Genomic DNA, 15,351 nt, shown 5'->3' with positions numbered 1-15,351 from the left:
GCCACACATGTTTACCAAAAAGTTCACCGCCACCATCGCCACCACCGCTGCTGGTGCGCTCGCCTTGACCGGTTGCGGATCCGTCGAGGACAGCGCCGATACCGCCACCGACGAGTCCACCTCTTCTGCCGAAAAGTGGCAGGCACCTGAAGGCCTGTCCGGCGAGGTGGATTACTACTCCGCTAACCCGCAGGGGCTTACCGACGCCCTCGTGGAGGCCTTCGAAGAAAAGACCGACGTCCACGTCAACGTCTTTGCCGATACCACCGGCAAGATCACCGCCAAGCTCAAGGCCGAGGAAGCCAACCCGCAGGCTGACGTGGTCTACCTCGCCTCCTGGGCGGCAGCTAGCAAGCAGGAAAAGTCCGGCGCCCTTGAAAAGTACACGCCGGAGGGAGCGGACAAGATTGAGTCCAAGTGGGCGTCGGAAAGCGGGGCGTTTACCGGCCGTGATGGTTCGGCCCTAGCGCTGGTAACCAACACCAACGTCGTGGACGAGGCCCCGAAGGACTGGGAAGATCTCACCGATGAAAAGTACAAGGACCAAATCATCATGCCGGACCCGCGCGAATCCGGTACCGCAGCCGACCTCATCGCGGCCATGGTAGACCAGTGGGGCGAGGAGAAGACCTGGGATCTCTTTGACAAGCTCTTTGACAACGGCATGATCGTCCAAGGCGCCAATGGCCCAGCGCTGGACCAGGTCACCTCCGGCTCGCGCGGCATTGTCCTCGGCGGCGTTGACTACTCCGCATACTCCGCGCAGAAGAAGGGCGAGCCGCTCGAGGTTGCTATCCCTACCTCCGGCACCACGGTTACCCCGCGCCCAGTCATGATCCTCAAATCCTCCGATAACAAGGAAGCCGCAGAGGCATTCGTGGACTTCATGTTCTCCGATGAGGCACAGGAGATCTCGGCCTCCAAGAACATGATCCCGGCCAATAAGGACATCGCTCCAAAGAATGGCCCGAAGCTGGATGAGATTAAGACCCTCAACGATGACCTCGATGGCCTGGTTTCTCAGTCCAAGGACATCAAGGAAACCTTTGCTAAGCGCTACCTGAAGTAACCGATGAGCTCCACCACCACTCCCCAACGTCGCCTTGGGATCTACGGGGTCCTTCTCATCTTGCTTGCCCTCATCGCCGCGCCTCTGGCTTCCGTGCTGGTCAACGCGGCCGTGGGCTACCACGATGAGCCCTCAGCCCTAGGCAGCATTGTCCAACCGGGCATGCTGCACATCCTTGGCAATACCATCTGGCTGTCCGTGCTGGTCGTGGCTTTTGCCACGCTCATGGCCGCGCCGCTCGCCTTTCTCCGTTCGTGGACGCGGTTTAGCAGGGCCAATTGGATCGAGATCGTCATCATGATCCCGTTTATGACCCCGCCCTTTGCGGCAGCGATGGCGTGGATGGATTTCACCCGCCGCGGTGGTGTGGCCGAGATGCTGCTCGGCCACGGCGCCGGAAAACTCGCCCACGATGCCATCTACTCGGTGTGGGGAATGGCCTTCATCATGGCCGCGGAGCTCTTTCCATTCTTGTACCTCATCCTGCGCACCTGCCTGAATTCCATTCCGGCATCCACGCTGGAGATGGCACAGATAGCCGGCGCGAGCCGCTGGCAACAAGCCGTGCGCATCATCGCTCCGAACATAATCGGCCCCTTTTCCCTCGGCGCGCTGATTATCTTCATTAAGGCCGCCGGCGAGTTTGGCACCCCAGTCACGCTTGGCAACGCCATTGGCTACAAGGTGCTCGTCTCCTCCATCTATGAAGACGTCACCATCGACCCCCTCGATTTTTCCAGCGCCGCTGCCTCCTCGTCGGTGCTCTTTGCCATCGGCGTGGCCGCCTGGGCTTTCCAACAATGGATTTCACGCCGCGACCTCTCCGGCGGTGGCCGAGTAAGCCGCCCCGTACGTATCCGCCTCGGCTCGGTCGGCACCATCTTCGGCGCTGTGGTGACCGCAACAATCTTTATGGCCTCGGTGGTCATCCCCTACCTTTCCATCACCTTGGCCGCGATGACCATTCTGCGCTCGGCCCCGCCTACGCCTAATAACCTGACCTTCGATTACTTTTCCATCGTTTTGCAGATGCCCACCGCTCAAGAGGCACTTGTTCGCTCCATCGGACTAGGCGCCCTTGGCGCGACCACCGCCGTTGCTCTCGGCGTCCTCGTCACGGTGCTCACCCGCCGCCAAAGCACCATTACCGCAAAATTCAGCGATTTCTTGGCCATCGCCCCCGACACCGTTCCCGGAATTGTCCTGGCCATTGGATTTATTTTGCTGTGGAACTCTCCCTGGCTGCCATGGTCGCCCTACGGCACTATGGGCATGCTAGTTATGGCCTTCACCGTGCTCTTTTTGCCCATGGCCATCCAAAACATCAAGGCTTCAGCAGAGTCCGTCTCCCCTACCGTCTACGAGGCCGCTGCAATTTCCGGCTCCTCCACTCTGCATACCTTTGGGCGCATCACCCTGCCCCTGCTTGCCCCTGGCATCTTCGCTGGCTGGCTCCTCGCCTTCTTCGTAGGCATCCGCGAGCTGGTCATGTCCTCACTCATTCGCCCGAGCCAAGTCAACCTCTTGGCTCCGTGGATCATGAACCAATTCGATCAAGGCCACCGTGCCGAGGCCATGGCTATGACGCTCATCGGTGTCGGAACCTCCACCGTTGTCTTGGTAGCTATCACCTGGTGGCAAAACCGGAAGGCCGCACATGCCCGCTAGCATTTTTGTCTTTGCCGATCTGCACCTAGGCCGCCCGGGCGCCCCTGGGCTGGAGTGGGCCCTGCAAGAACTCGAAGTTGCCGCCAATAGTGGAGCCACGGCGTGCGTGTGCTTGGGCGATATCATCGACCGCAACGCTGAGGCGTCCGAATTCGTGCCCCAGGCCCGCGCCGTAATGGCCCACGCTGCCACACTGTTCGGCGAGGTCCACTTCATTTCTGGCAACCACGATACCCACCACAACCTGGACTTCCCGCCCGAGGTCACAGTCCACGGCACGCAGGTGCACACCTTTCGCATAGGAAACACCACGGTTCTAACCGCAGCGGTGGCCACCGATCCGGACCCGCGCCGCCTCCAGCTTCCGCCGCGCCCGAGCGACGGCCCCGTCCTCGGCCTCCTACATTCTTCCGTCACCGCTGAGTTTTCTAAAGGCACCTGCCTGCCGCTTTCCGTGGCTGAGCTACAGGCCTGCGAGGCCGATGCCTGGATCCTTGGGCACGTCCACACCCCGCACACGCTTGCCGACGCCCCCTTCATCGGCTGGGTCGGCATGGGCCACGGCTTACTCTTCGACCCCGATACGTGCCACGTCACACGTTTGCCTAGCTAGATCCGTTCCCCACAAAGTGCCACTGCACGCTTGCTTGCATGCAAGCTTGCATGCAAGATGGATGCATGTCCAATGAACGAATGCAGCCCGCCGCGGAGCGCGCCTATGACTTCGTCAAAGAGAAGATCATTGACGGCTCCTTCGAGCCCTCGCAGATGCTTTCCGAGGCCTCCCTGGCTACCGAAATGGGAATCAGCCGCACCCCGATGCACGAGGCTTTCCTGCGCCTAGAGGTCGAAGGCTTTCTACAGCTCTACCCCAGGCGGGGTGCGCTCATCGTGCCGATCAGCCCGCAGGAAATCCGCGAGGTTTATGAGGCACGCTTGCTCGTGGATAGGCACTGTGCTGAAAAGATCTGCGCAATGTCTGATGCCGAGCGCGCGGACATCGCTGATCAGCTAGATGCGACCATCGCGGAGCAAGATACCGCGTTGGATGGCGCGGACCTGCATGCCTATACGCATCTTGATGCGCGTTTCCACCAGATCATCATGGATGGCGGTGCCAATAGCCTGCTGGCCGGGCTGGGACACCAGCTGCGCGAACGCCAGCAGCGTTTTACCGCCACGGCCATTGGCCGCAACGTGGCTCGCGCCCGCACCTTCGTGGATCAGCACCGCGCGCTTGCCGATGCCCTCCGCACCGGCGACCTCGACGCCTACCTTTCCGCATTGGACACCCACCTAACCAACTCGAGGAATCAACTATGACCGAAAAGTTTGCCAAACACTCATGGTTTCCCGTCGCTGGCAGCATGGTCGCTGTCGCGTGGGGCGGCAATGAGTTCACCCCTCTCCTAGTTATGTACCGCGAAGAGTCACACTTCTCGCAGGTCACCGTCAATGGCCTCTTGGCCGCCTATGTGCTCGGCATCGTGCCTGCGCTGCTGATTTCTGGCCCGCTTTCGGACTACATTGGCCGCCGCCCCACGATGCTGCCTGCCGCGCCACTATCGCTGCTCGGTTCCTTCCTTCTGTCCATCGCACCGAACGAGCCGCTCGTCATTGCCGTGGGCCGCATCATGTGCGGATTGGCTTTGGGCATCGTCATGGCGGTCGGCTCCACGTGGGTGGCAGAGCTCATCACCCGCGCAGGCGGCGATCCCGCTGCCGGCCCGCGCCACGCCTCTATGTGCCTGACCTTAGGCTTCCTCATCGGCGCCGGCCTCGCATCGGTGCTGGCCCAGTGGGGTCCGTGGCCGACCCACTTGGCGTATATCCTGCACATCCTCCTCACCGTAGCCACCGCCATCTGGCTGATGAAAACCCCGGAAACCCGCCCGCCGCGTGGCGCTACGGTAAAAGACACCTTCCTTGACCTGAGCATCCGCGATATGCTGCGCATGCTGCACATCCCCTCCGCAGCGCACCGCCGCTTCGTGCGCATTGTCCTGCCGGTCGCCCCGTGGGTCTTCGGCTGCGCTGGCGCCGCCTATGCCCTCCTGCCCCAGCTTTTGTCCAAGTCTGCCGGCGATGCCCCCATCGCTTTCTCGGGCCTGATGACCGTTATCACCTTGGGCTGCGGCGTCGGCATCCAGATGCTCGGCAAGGTTATCGATACCAGCCGCTCGGCCCGCGCTTCCGCGGTTGCCATGGGCGTTATCACCGTCGGCACCATCCTCGGCGCGGTTGCCTCCCATACTCGCTCCCTGCCGCTCGGCATCGCCGGTGCCGCTGTCATGGGTGCAGGCTACGGCCTCGCCCTTGTCGCCGGTCTCTCCGAGGTCCAGCGCATCGCCCGTGCCGAAGAACTCGCCGGCCTCACCGCCGTGTACTACTCGGTCTCCTATACCGGCTTCTTCATCCCCATGGCCTTCAGCGCACTCGCGCCGCTGCTCGGCTTTACCACCCTATTCCTCATTGGCGCCGTGCTCGCACTGTGCTGCCTCGTTAACGTCGTCCTCGGCTGGCGTGCTCACCTGCCCGGCCCGGTCCGTTAAGTCCTATCACTCATAAAAAATTGCCCAGCCGCTAAGGCTGGGCAATTACTTTTAGGTGGCGGCTTAGGCGCTACTGCTTAACGACGGTAGCGTTAACCCCCTTCACCACCTTGTGCACGTCCGCACCATCGAGCGCCTCGGTGGTCACCTGGAAATCGGTGGCGAGCACTTCACCGGCGATATGATCGGCGTGACGCTCCGCCCAGGCCTTCTTCTCCTCTGGGACAGAGAGCACGGCCGCGATGCGGTCCGAGACCTCGAACCCAGAAGCCTTGCGGGCATCCTGCAGGCCGCGGATAACGTCCGCCGCCCAGCCTTCGGCCTCGAGCTCTTCGGTCACCTCGGTATCGAGTACTACCAGGCCGTCGAGGCCTTCGATACGCGCGGTCGACTTCGGATTCGCTGCCTGCAGGCGCTCGGTGTACTCATCGGGGCCAAGCACAATATCGCCGTCCACTACAACCTCTTCGCCGCGGCGTTCGTAGTTGCCCGCCTTGAGGTTCTTGATGGCGCGCTGCACATCCTTGCCCAAGCGCGGGCCGGCGACCTTCGCGTTGCAGACAACCTGGAAGGTGCCTACCGAATCGACGTCGTCCGTAAGCTCAACTTCCTTGACATTGACCTCGTCGCGGATGATATCGGCAAAGTCCGCCAGGCGCTGCGCCCCATTGAGGGCCACCGTCAACTTCGGCAACGGCAAGCGGTTGCGCAGCTTATTGGACTTGCGCACCGAGGACGCGGCCGAAGCGACCGCGCGGGTCGCATCCATTGCAGAAACCAGATCTGCATCGGACGGGTAATCCGCAGCCTGCGGGTAATCCGCCAGGTGCACCGAACGCTCACCGGTCAGTCCACGGTAGATAACCTCTGCCACGTGCGGCAGCAGCGGGGCCACCACGCGAGTCACGGTCTCCAGCACGGTGTACAAGGTATTAAACGCCTCAGGATGGGCGTCCTCGCCCTCCCAGAAACGATCGCGCGAGCGACGGACGTACCAGTTGGTCAGGACGTCGGCAAACAGGCGTACTTCTTCGGTTGCCGTGGCGATATCGGTATCGGCAAGCGCCGCGTTGACATTGGCCACGACGTCGTGGGTCTTGGCCAAGATATAGCGGTCCAAAACATGCGTGGAGCTGGTGTCGAACTTTGCTTCCTTTTCTGCGTAGAGCTGCAGGAAGGTATAGGCATTCCAGATAGGCAGGATAGCCTGGCGCACGCCCTCGCGAATGCCCTGCTCGGTCACGATGAGGTTGCCTCCGCGCAGGATAGGCGAAGACATCAGGAACCAGCGCATGGCATCCGAACCATCACGATCAAAGACCTCATTGACGTTCGGATAGTTGCCCTTGGATTTAGACATCTTGAGGCCATCGTTGCCGAGCACGATGCCATGGGCCACGACCTTCTTATACGCCGGGCGATCAAAAAGCGCGGTGGACAGCGCGTGCATCACATAGAACCAACCACGCGTCTGACCGGAGTACTCCACGATGAAATCGGACGGCGAGTGGGTCTCAAACCATTCCTTATTCTCGAATGGGTAGTGCTTTTGCGCAAAGGGCATCGAGCCGGACTCAAACCAGCAATCCAGCACGTCTGGCACGCGGCGCATCATCGACTTACCGGTCGGATCATCCGGGTTCGGGCGCACCAACTCGTCGATGTGCGGACGGTGCAGCGACTCCGGACGAACTCCGAAATCGCGCTCCAGCTCATCCAAGGAGCCGTAGACATCCATGCGCGGATAGTTGTCGTCATCGGACATCCACACCGGGATAGGCGCACCCCAGTAGCGGGTACGAGAGATATTCCAGTCGCGCGCGCCCTCGAGCCACTTGCCAAATTGGCCATCCCGGATATGCTCCGGCAGCCACTCAATCTCTTTGTGGTTAAGCTCCACCATGCGATCGCGGAACTCGGTTACCTTCACGAACCAGGCCGGCAGCGCCATGTAGATAAGCGGCTCGCCCGAGCGCCACGAGTGCGGATAGGAGTGCTCGATGGTTACGTGGCGCACCACTCGCCCAGCAGCCTTCAAGTCCTTGATGATGTCCTTATTCGCGTCAAAGACCAGCTGGCCCTCATAAGGCGGAACCTGCGAGGTGAACTTGCCGTCCTCGTCCACCGGGATGACCAGCTCGATGTCGTACTGGTTGGTGGTATTCATATCGTCTTCACCAAACGCAGGAGCCTGGTGTACCACGCCGGTGCCGTCCTCAGTAGTGACGTAATCAGCGACCAGCACCTGGTAGGCATTGCGCAGATCCGGGAAGAAGCCGAAGATAGGCTCATAGGTAAAGCCCTCGAGTTGCGCGCCGGTAAACTTCTCCAGCACCTCGGCCTCACCCAGTTCCTTCTCCAAGGTGGCCAGCAGGTTTTCCGCCATGATGAAGGTACGGCCAGCGAAATCACCCTCCGTAGCCTTAAAGAGCACGTAAGAAACCTCTGGATGAACCGCCAAGGCCTCATTGGAAGGCAAGGTCCAGGGGGTGGTGGTCCAGGCGAGGAAAGAGGCGTCGGCAAGCGCAGGGTGCTCCGCCAACGTCTTTTCTGCCGCGCTTCCCTCGCGCGCGCCCTCCACTGGGAAGGTAACCGTCAGGGTCGGATCCTGGCGCATCTTATAGGAATCGTCCAGGCGGGTCTCCTGATTGGACAAAGAAGTGTGCTCCGCCCAAGAGTACGGAAGAACTCGGAAGCCCTTGTAGATCAAGCCCTTGTCATAAAGCTCCTTGAACGCCCACATGACCGATTCCATGTAGTTGATATCCATGGTCTTGTAGCCGTTGCCAAAGTCCACCCAGCGGGCCTGGCGGTTGACGTACTCTTCCCACTCGTCGGTGTACTCCAGCACGGACTTGGCGCAGTATTCATTGAACTTTTCCAAGCCCATGTCCTCGATCTGCGCCTTTTCGGTGATGCCCAGCTGCTTTTCCGCCTCTAGCTCGGCGGGCAGGCCATGGGTATCCCAGCCGAAGACGCGAGGAACGTAATTGCCAGCCATCGTGCGGTAGCGCGGGACGATATCCTTCACATAACCGGTCAGCAGGTGGCCATAGTGCGGCAAGCCGTTAGCGAATGGGGGGCCATCATAAAAGATGTACTCTGGGCAGTCCTTGGTCTTTTCCAGCGAAGCCTGGAAGGTATCATCCTGCTTCCAGTACTTCTGGACTTCCTCTTCCATATCTGGGAAACGGCTGGAGCCGCCGGTCATATCGACCTTGGGGTAAATCTTTTTCGCCATAATTATCCTTCACTCTTAACACGGTGCAGGGACGCGCCTTTAAGGCTCGCGGTACCACCCTGCTTGAGCCCGCAGGCTCCGCTTCGTTTCGGTGAAGGAGTTGACGGTCCCACCCGTTCAGTTCTACTGGGCCACACTGGCTGTTCTTCTGAATTGCTCCCCGGTGATGGCCGGATCACTGCGTGTAGGCCACAGTATAGCGCCACAGAATCTTCGTGCACAAGAAGTTATCCACAGGCCAAAAATTTTCCCTTGTGGGGGCTTGCGCTGGGAAATAAATTGTGAATCGTGAACGCGCTAGATACTTACCTCGCAGCCATGGCACCCGGGATGGACATCGTCCTCGGGTGCGCAGGCATGTCCGAGGACGACCTCTGCGCGCGAGGCGCCGCTGAAAAAACGGCCCGCGAGTTGGCATTGCTAAAAGAGGCGTACTGCGGCACGACCAAGTTCACGAGGAAGCGTCGTCGTGCTATCGAAGGAGCTCAGCACAATGGGCATTCCATCGTTGCTTTATCCATCATTGAAAAGTATGCGCGCAAGATGCCCACGCTTTTCGACGCCTGGGTCCTCCGCGAACAGCTATGTACCACCAAGGCCACAGCGGCGGCACTGGAAAAGCTGGCGCAATCCAAGGTTCCGAAGAAAAAGCGCCAGGTAAAGCCTGGTGTACGCATCATCCGCCGCAAGGATGCGCCGTGGACGCTAGCGATCGACGGCTCGTCCTCGTTCATTGCAGACCTCCACGCGGCGGTGGAAAACCAAGACAAAAAGCCGCTGGATGTGGTGGAAGATACCTTCTTCGGCAGCGATACGGGGCAACGAAGCACCGTGGTAACCAATGTCATCGTGCGCTTGGAAGACTACGTGCGCATCGTCAACGGTGATGGCGAGGAAATCACCTTGCAGATGACCAACGGAGCAACGCTTACGGGAGCGCAGTATGTGCGCCGCACGTTAAAGGAGCATGGGCTCATTACCCTGGTGAGCCCCTATGAAGGCGCGGTGAACCTGTACCGCACGGAGCGCTTCGCCAATGCTAAGCAGCGGTTGATGGCGGGTGCGGAAAATCCGGTATGCCCATGGCCGCGCTGCGCTAAGCCTGCTGACGAATGCCAAATTCACCATCTGGAGCCGTGGTTGCACGGTGGATTGACCAATATCGCGAACTTATCCACAGCCTGCGCGTACCACAATGGCGCCAACGATGACGATCCCAACGCCCCGCCGCTGCGCGGGCGACTTGCCCGGACCAACGGGCAGATTCGGTGGCAACCGCCCGATTGCTAGAGCCCGACCGCGGAATAAGGCGCCTCGTGCGCCTTATTGGCATGCCTGCAACCGAAAGCTTGGGGTCTTGCGGCGTTAGTCCTCGTGGAAGGCTGCGCGCAGAGCCTCCTCCTCGGGGGATTCAGTTGCTGAGGCTTTGTCAGCGCGATGTTTATGCGCCCAGTCCAGGATGAAGCACACGAGTCCGACGCCGGCGGCGCCAAAAACGATATACAGCGACCAATCTGCACCCGAGATAACAAAGTTGACCAAGGCCACGAATGCCACGAGGGCGAGAACTAAAGCGGCTACGAGCACAGTGGTTCCTTTCGGTAGGCGGGCTATAGCACGACGGTCTAAAACAACAATAGCGCCCCCGCCACGGTGGCGGGGGCGCTAGGAAGAACGGGGTGGCTTAGTTGTTGCCAGCCTCGCCGTTCGGTGCGGCGGTGCCGCGGGTAGCCAGCTCTTCCAGCTGAGACTCCAGCAGGGTCTTCAGGCGGGTGCGGTACTCGCGCTCGAAGGTGCGCAGCTCGGAGATACGAGCCTCCAGTGCGGTCTGCTGCTGCTTGACGGTGTTCATAACCTCGGTGTGCTTGCGCTCGGCATCGGCCTGCAGGGAAGCAGCCTTCTCCTCTGCCTGGCGGATTTGTGCCTCTGCGCGAGAGGAAGCATCAGACTCGGTCTGCTTTGCCTTTGCCTCGGCGTCAGATACCAGCTTCTTGGAGCGGGAATCTGCATCCTGCAGCTGGGCGTCGTACTTCTTCTGGGCGTCAGCAAGCTGTGCCTTGGAGCGGGAATCGGCGTCGGTCAGCTGCTTCTCGGCGGCGGTGCGCGCCTCGGACAGCATGGACTCGGACTCCGCACGAGCCTCGGAGGTCAGGCGGTCTGCCATCTCCTGTGCCAGTCCCAGAACGCGGGCTGCCTGCATGTGGGTTTCTGGGGTGGCCAGGCCATCGGCGGTCTGAGCCGCACCAGCGCCTGCGATACCCGCAGCCGCTGCACCAGCCTTGGAGGAACCAGCTGCGGAAGCCGACTTCTTCAGCTCGTCGTTTTCCTTCTTGGAAGCCTCGAGGTCCTTCTTTGCCTGGGCTGCCTCGGCGCGAGCTGCCTCGGCGTCCTTCTTTGCCTGAGCCGCCTCATCGCGGGCTGCCTTCAGGTCTGCGGAAGAGGAAGCAGCAGCTGAGCCAGAGGCCTGTGCCTTGGAAGCCTCTGCCTGGGCAGCCTTAACCTGCTCCTGCGCCTTCTTGGTCTCTTCCTTAGCGCGGGAAACCTCGGACTTGGAGTCCGCCAGCTTGGTTTCGTACTCCGCGCGCAGCTTGGCCTCAATTTCCTTGCGCAGCGCAGCCTCATCGGTGCGGGTGGAAGCCGCAGTTGCGGTACCAGCAACACCGGCGCCAGCACCCGCCTTGGCCTGGGAGTTCAGATCGCTAACCTGCGCCTGCAGGTCTTCGTTTTCATCCTGCAGCTGGGCAAGGGCGTCCTCTACGAGGTCGAGGAACTGATCCACCTCGTCTTCGTTGTAGCCGCGCTTGCCAATTGGCGGCTTGCTGAACGCGACGTTGTGAACATCAGCTGGTGACAGTGGCATGTCTTCTCTTCCCCTTCAGGTTGGTACAACCCCGGAGCTTCCAGGGCCTTAGGAGTGCGGTTCAGGTCTAGCTAAACCTTCCCCACAAAGGTACATGTGGTTCATAATACGGGTTATCGCGATTTATCGTAACCAAACGCCCACAATAATCGACGCCCCGCCGAGTCTCAACGTTTACCACAGGTTTCGAGGCGGCGGGGGTGTTAAGTCAGGAAAATTATCCGCAAGATCATTGTGAGTATCGAGAGCAAGACGAACAGCACAAGCACCGATACATCAAGCGCTACGCCACCCATTTGCAGAGGCGGGATCAGGCGGCGCAACGCCTTGACCGGCGGATCCGTAATTACAAACAGAGGCTCCGCTACAACCATGAACCAGCGTGGAGGGTTGAACTGCCGCGAGAAGGACTGGATCATCTCAATAATGATGCGGGCGATGAGCACCCACGTATAGATCCGCACGAGCAGGATAAGAATAATTCCGAGTTGTGTCACAATGACCGAGCCTATCGAATAAACCCCCGCGGGTGCCCAATCGGCACTCCACGGGGGCTAAATGAACCGCGCCGCTTAGCGCAGGCCTGCGGCACGCTCGAGCTCGTGCTTTGCAATGTCCGCAGACTTCGGCACGATGGAAAAGACCTTGCGCTCAGTGTCCATGCCCTTGGTGAGGTTGAGCATACGCCCCTCCAGGCCGAAGCAGAGGCCGGCAGCGAAGTCGATGAAGCGCTTGGCGGTGGCCTTTTCGGCGTCAGTCAACTCGAAGACAACGGCATCGCCGTCGCGGAAGGGCTCGCCTACCTTGGCGGCATCATTGAAAGACGTCAGCGAGATGGCCACGATGGTCGGAACGAATTCCTCCTGCGCTGGGGCCGGCTCATAGGACTGCGGGGCGCGGCGAGGTGCGTAGGCCGAGGAGCTATTTTCGGAGTAACGCGGCTCCTCGTTGTAGTAGGCATCGTCCTCTTCGATGTCCACCGGGCCCAGCCCGAAGAAATCCTTCGTCTTATCAATGAATGACATTTTTGGGTCTCCCTCTGACCTAAATTTGTACAAGTCTGAACGCGTAAAATGTGTCTGGTGTGACTAATGTGATTTACGCCGTGAAATGCGCTTTTGCGATGTTTTTAACCTACTGGCCGCGGCCCCATGATACTGGTTCCGACACGCACGATATCACTGCCCGCAGCAATTGCCTCGGCCATGTCCGCGCTCATGCCAGCAGAGAATTTCAACGGTCGATTCAGCTCAGAGGATAAGCGATCTACCTCTCCGCGGACGTTTCGGAATACCTCGCCAGCATCGGCATCAAGTGGCGGAACCACCATGAGTCCGGCAAGTTCTAGGTGCTGCGCTTTTTCCACGGCACGCACGACCTCATCGAGCGCGTCCGGAGTTACCCCACCTCGAGCGCCATCGCCGTCGGCGGAGACTTGGATAAATACCGGCAAATTGCTTTCGCGCTCGCCTCGTTCCTTGGCTAAGGAAACTCCCCGCTCCAGCGCGTGGGCGAGCTTGAGGGAATCAAGCGAATGGACGCTGGCGGCCCAACGAGCCACATGGTTGGCTTTTTTGGTCTGAATTTGGCCAATCATGTGGAAACGCAGCTGCGGCAGCTCAGCGGCCTTGGCGCGGGCTTCTTGCTCCCGGTTTTCGGCGACGTCGGTAACTCCTAGCTCTGCCAGCAGAGAAATATCCGCAGCTGGGTGAAATTTCGTTACCGGCAACAGCTGCGGTGGCTTTCGCCCTGAGTCTGCTGCTAGCCGTTCAATCTTGGCAAGGGTGGCCGATAGGTTTTGTTCTAGCTGTGCCTTTCGGTCTGACATTACTTAGCCTCCAACCAAATTAGTCCAGCCTGGCGGCCGGTAGTTCCTTCGCGGCGATAGGAAAAGAACTCTTCGTCTTCGATGGTGCAGCGCGGGTCGGATTCAATTGCGGTGATGCCTAGCCCCATAAGCTGGCGAATCAGCCCTGCGCGCACATCGATGCCCCACGTGCCCTTCGACGTCCGAGTCTTGGAGCCGGGCAAGCGGCGCTCGACGTCAGTGGCCATTTCCTCGGGCACTTCGTAGTTCTTTCCGGAAGCAGCCGGCCCCATAACTACCTGAATGCGCTCGGGCCGTGCGCCAAGCTTCTGCATTTCGCGCACGGTATTGACCACAAGGCCGTTGCGGGCGCCAAGGCGGCCAGCGTGGGCGGCGGCGATGACGCCAGCGGTGACGTCGACAAGCAGCACCGGCGTGCAATCCGCAACAAGGACGCCCAAGCCCAAGCGGCGCTGGGTGGTGACAATTGCGTCTGTGGCTGGCACGGGCTCGTCCTGTGGACCATCGACGATGGTGACGGTATTGGTGTGCAGCTGTTCCATCCACACGATGTCGTCCAGACCGGTCACGCGCTTCAGGCGCTCGCGATTAGCGGCAACCGCGGCGGGGTCATCGCCGACGTGGTGCCCCAAGTTGAAGGAGTCGTATGGAATAGCAGACGCCCCGCCAGCACGGCTAGTAAAAACCATGCGGACGGGGCGTGTGGTGCGATGTTCCTCGTTTACTGGCATGCACACCAGCGTAGCGCTTTGCGCTTAGCGCATGAAGGAAGGCACGTCCAGATCGTCGTCGCCGTCATCGTCACGACGCTGCGACGGGCGGGACAAACGGTAGTCATCGCGGCGCTCCTCGCGGGAGAAACGGTCAGAGTTGGTGAACAGACCGCTAGATTCTGGGCGACGCTCCTCGGCAGGGCGCTGCGGGGTGTAGCGCTCTCGCTCCTGGCCGGCGCGCGGCTCGTAGGAGTGGCGCGGGGAGTAGTCATCCTGTACTGGCTGAGCAGCAGCAGGCTGCGCCGGTGCCGGGGTGACGGGTTCTGCGGCTTCGCGCTGGCGATTGTCAAAAAGGGAGCCCGGCTTGCGCTGTTCCTGCTGCGGCTGCTGCTGCGCAGCGGTCTGGGTCATATTGGCCTCGGCATCGAAGCCGGTGGCGATGATGGTGATGCGGATTTCATCGCCCAAGGTGTCATCGATGATGGTACCGAAGATGAGGTTGACGTCTTCGTCAGCGCGCTCTTCCACCATGGAGGCGGCGGCGTTTACTTCGTGCAGGCCGAGATCGGAGCCGCCGGCGATGGACAGCAGCACGCCCTTGGCACCTTCCATCGTGGATTCCAACAGCGGGGAGTTAATGGCTTGCTCAGCAGCGGTCATGGCGCGGTTATCACCGCGGGCGGAACCGATGCCCATCAGCGCGGAGCCAGCGTCAGACATAACGGAGCGGACGTCGGCAAAGTCGACGTTGATCATGCCCGGGATGGTGATCAGGTTGGTAATACCCTGCACACCATTGTGCAGCACCTCATCGGCAGCACGGAAAGCCTCAACGATGGAGAGCTCTTCCCCACCGAGCTGCATCAGGCGATCGTTCGGAATGACGATGAGGGTATCGCAGACCTCGCGCAGCTCCTCAATGCCGGCCATGGCCTGGCGGGTACGGCGAGCGCCTTCGAACTTGAACGGGCGGGTGACAACACCGACGGTCAGCGCACCCATTTTCTTCGCGATAGACGCCACGACCGGAGCAGCACCGGTGCCGGTGCCGCCACCCTCGCCGGCAGTCACGAAGACCATGTCGGAGCCCTCGAGGGCGTCTTCAATTTCGGACTTGTGGTCTTCTGCGGAGGTCTTTCCTACCTCAGGGTTAGCGCCGGCGCCGAGGCCACGGGTGGCCTCACGGCCAATGTCGAGCTTGGTGTCTGCATCGGAGAAAATGAGGGCCTGGGAGTCGGTGTTGATGGCGACGAACTGAACACCCTTGAGGCCTTCTTCGATCATGCGGTTGACGGCGTTGACGCCGCCGCCGCCGACGCCGACGACCTTGATATCCGCGAGATTGTTATTGGAAGAGATCATGTGAGTAGGTCTCACCTTTCGCTACTTTAAGTCTGCACGTGCATTAAACGAGGAATGT

The 15,351-nt window shown here is 60.5% G+C and carries 14 protein-coding genes; 6 read left to right on the top strand and 8 right to left on the bottom strand.

The window, feature by feature from the left end:
• Nucleotides 1–7: 7 nt before the first annotated feature.
• The 5 genes from QP884_RS00700 to QP884_RS00680 all read left to right on the top strand — a co-directional run bounded on the left by QP884_RS00700 (nucleotide 8) and on the right by QP884_RS00680 (nucleotide 5,289).
• Complete coding sequence (locus QP884_RS00700) at nucleotides 8–1,069, top strand: ABC transporter substrate-binding protein (protein ID WP_284820174.1); 1,062 nt, start codon at nucleotides 8–10, stop codon at nucleotides 1,067–1,069.
• 3 nt (nucleotides 1,070–1,072) lie between these two features.
• Nucleotides 1,073–2,737 carry an ABC transporter permease gene (locus tag QP884_RS00695; RefSeq protein ID WP_284820173.1) on the top strand — a complete coding sequence of 555 codons (1,665 nt, stop codon included), beginning with the start codon at nucleotides 1,073–1,075 and terminating at the stop codon, nucleotides 2,735–2,737.
• Entirely contained in the window at nucleotides 2,727–3,350 is a 624-nt protein-coding gene (locus QP884_RS00690) for a metallophosphoesterase (RefSeq protein WP_284820172.1), read from the top strand. The genes QP884_RS00695 and QP884_RS00690 overlap by 11 nt, the downstream gene beginning before the upstream one ends.
• Nucleotides 3,351–3,415: 65 nt before the next feature.
• Nucleotides 3,416–4,060, top strand: coding sequence for a GntR family transcriptional regulator (locus QP884_RS00685; RefSeq protein ID WP_284820171.1), 645 nt, complete (start codon nucleotides 3,416–3,418; stop codon nucleotides 4,058–4,060).
• The gene (locus tag QP884_RS00680) at nucleotides 4,057–5,289 is read left to right on the top strand and encodes an MFS transporter (protein WP_284820170.1); all 1,233 of its coding nucleotides are present in this window, start codon (nucleotides 4,057–4,059) and stop codon (nucleotides 5,287–5,289) included. The genes QP884_RS00685 and QP884_RS00680 overlap by 4 nt, the downstream gene beginning before the upstream one ends.
• Nucleotides 5,290–5,359: 70 nt before the next feature.
• Here the strand turns inward: QP884_RS00680 and ileS are convergent, their stop codons facing one another.
• Nucleotides 5,360–8,530, bottom strand: coding sequence for an isoleucine--tRNA ligase (gene ileS / locus QP884_RS00675; protein ID WP_284820169.1), 3,171 nt, complete (start codon nucleotides 8,528–8,530; stop codon nucleotides 5,360–5,362).
• A gap of 288 nt (nucleotides 8,531–8,818) precedes the next feature.
• Between ileS and QP884_RS00670 the strand changes: the two genes are divergently transcribed.
• Complete coding sequence (locus QP884_RS00670; protein ID WP_284820168.1) at nucleotides 8,819–9,820, top strand: HNH endonuclease signature motif containing protein; 1,002 nt, start codon at nucleotides 8,819–8,821, stop codon at nucleotides 9,818–9,820.
• A gap of 75 nt (nucleotides 9,821–9,895) precedes the next feature.
• Here QP884_RS00670 and QP884_RS00665 read toward each other — a convergent pair whose 3' ends face one another.
• The 7 genes from QP884_RS00665 to ftsZ all read right to left on the bottom strand — a co-directional run bounded on the left by QP884_RS00665 (nucleotide 9,896) and on the right by ftsZ (nucleotide 15,293).
• Nucleotides 9,896–10,117: a zinc-binding dehydrogenase gene (locus QP884_RS00665; RefSeq protein ID WP_239228169.1), complete on the bottom strand. Its 222-nt coding sequence runs from the start codon at nucleotides 10,115–10,117 to the stop codon at nucleotides 9,896–9,898.
• A 97-nt stretch (nucleotides 10,118–10,214) separates the two neighbouring features.
• Nucleotides 10,215–11,390 (bottom strand): DivIVA domain-containing protein, encoded by a 1,176-nt coding sequence (locus tag QP884_RS00660; RefSeq protein ID WP_284820167.1) that lies wholly within the window; start codon nucleotides 11,388–11,390, stop codon nucleotides 10,215–10,217.
• Nucleotides 11,391–11,593: 203 nt separating this feature from the next.
• Entirely contained in the window at nucleotides 11,594–11,887 is a 294-nt protein-coding gene (locus QP884_RS00655; protein WP_150850916.1) for a YggT family protein, read from the bottom strand.
• A gap of 75 nt (nucleotides 11,888–11,962) precedes the next feature.
• Nucleotides 11,963–12,415, bottom strand: a complete 453-nt coding sequence (locus QP884_RS00650) for a cell division protein SepF (RefSeq protein ID WP_005328906.1) — start codon at nucleotides 12,413–12,415, stop codon at nucleotides 11,963–11,965.
• A 104-nt stretch (nucleotides 12,416–12,519) separates the two neighbouring features.
• Nucleotides 12,520–13,218, bottom strand: coding sequence for a YggS family pyridoxal phosphate-dependent enzyme (locus QP884_RS00645; RefSeq protein ID WP_284820166.1), 699 nt, complete (start codon nucleotides 13,216–13,218; stop codon nucleotides 12,520–12,522).
• On the bottom strand, nucleotides 13,218–13,949 hold the full coding sequence (pgeF, locus tag QP884_RS00640) for a peptidoglycan editing factor PgeF (RefSeq protein ID WP_284820165.1): 732 nt from the start codon (nucleotides 13,947–13,949) through the stop codon (nucleotides 13,218–13,220). Before pgeF ends, QP884_RS00645 begins: the two co-directional genes overlap by 1 nt.
• Nucleotides 13,950–13,973: 24 nt before the next feature.
• Entirely contained in the window at nucleotides 13,974–15,293 is a 1,320-nt protein-coding gene (gene ftsZ / locus QP884_RS00635) for a cell division protein FtsZ (RefSeq protein ID WP_284820164.1), read from the bottom strand.
• Nucleotides 15,294–15,351 lie beyond the last annotated feature (58 nt).

The organism is Corynebacterium tuberculostearicum (genome assembly GCF_030229345.1).
In the GTDB taxonomy this organism is placed as follows: domain Bacteria; phylum Actinomycetota; class Actinomycetes; order Mycobacteriales; family Mycobacteriaceae; genus Corynebacterium; species Corynebacterium tuberculostearicum_G.
Note: the sequence above shows the minus strand (reverse complement) of the source record. Positions and strands in the feature narration are given on the sequence as shown.

What these genes read in the sequence shown, in the direction of transcription:
- QP884_RS00700 (WP_284820174.1), top strand. Translation starts at nt 8, where the DNA reads ATGTTTACCAAAAAGTTCACCGCCACCATCGCCACCACCGCTGCTGGT.
- QP884_RS00695 (WP_284820173.1), top strand. Translation starts at nt 1,073, where the DNA reads ATGAGCTCCACCACCACTCCCCAACGTCGCCTTGGGATCTACGGGGTC.
- QP884_RS00690 (WP_284820172.1), top strand. Translation starts at nt 2,727, where the DNA reads ATGCCCGCTAGCATTTTTGTCTTTGCCGATCTGCACCTAGGCCGCCCG.
- QP884_RS00685 (WP_284820171.1), top strand. Translation starts at nt 3,416, where the DNA reads ATGTCCAATGAACGAATGCAGCCCGCCGCGGAGCGCGCCTATGACTTC.
- QP884_RS00680 (WP_284820170.1), top strand. Translation starts at nt 4,057, where the DNA reads ATGACCGAAAAGTTTGCCAAACACTCATGGTTTCCCGTCGCTGGCAGC.
- ileS (WP_284820169.1), bottom strand. Translation starts at nt 8,530, where the DNA reads ATGGCGAAAAAGATTTACCCCAAGGTCGATATGACCGGCGGCTCCAGC.
- QP884_RS00660 (WP_284820167.1), bottom strand. Translation starts at nt 11,390, where the DNA reads ATGCCACTGTCACCAGCTGATGTTCACAACGTCGCGTTCAGCAAGCCG.
- QP884_RS00650 (WP_005328906.1), bottom strand. Translation starts at nt 12,415, where the DNA reads ATGTCATTCATTGATAAGACGAAGGATTTCTTCGGGCTGGGCCCGGTG.
- QP884_RS00645 (WP_284820166.1), bottom strand. Translation starts at nt 13,218, where the DNA reads ATGTCAGACCGAAAGGCACAGCTAGAACAAAACCTATCGGCCACCCTT.
- pgeF (WP_284820165.1), bottom strand. Translation starts at nt 13,949, where the DNA reads ATGCCAGTAAACGAGGAACATCGCACCACACGCCCCGTCCGCATGGTT.
- ftsZ (WP_284820164.1), bottom strand. Translation starts at nt 15,293, where the DNA reads ATGATCTCTTCCAATAACAATCTCGCGGATATCAAGGTCGTCGGCGTC.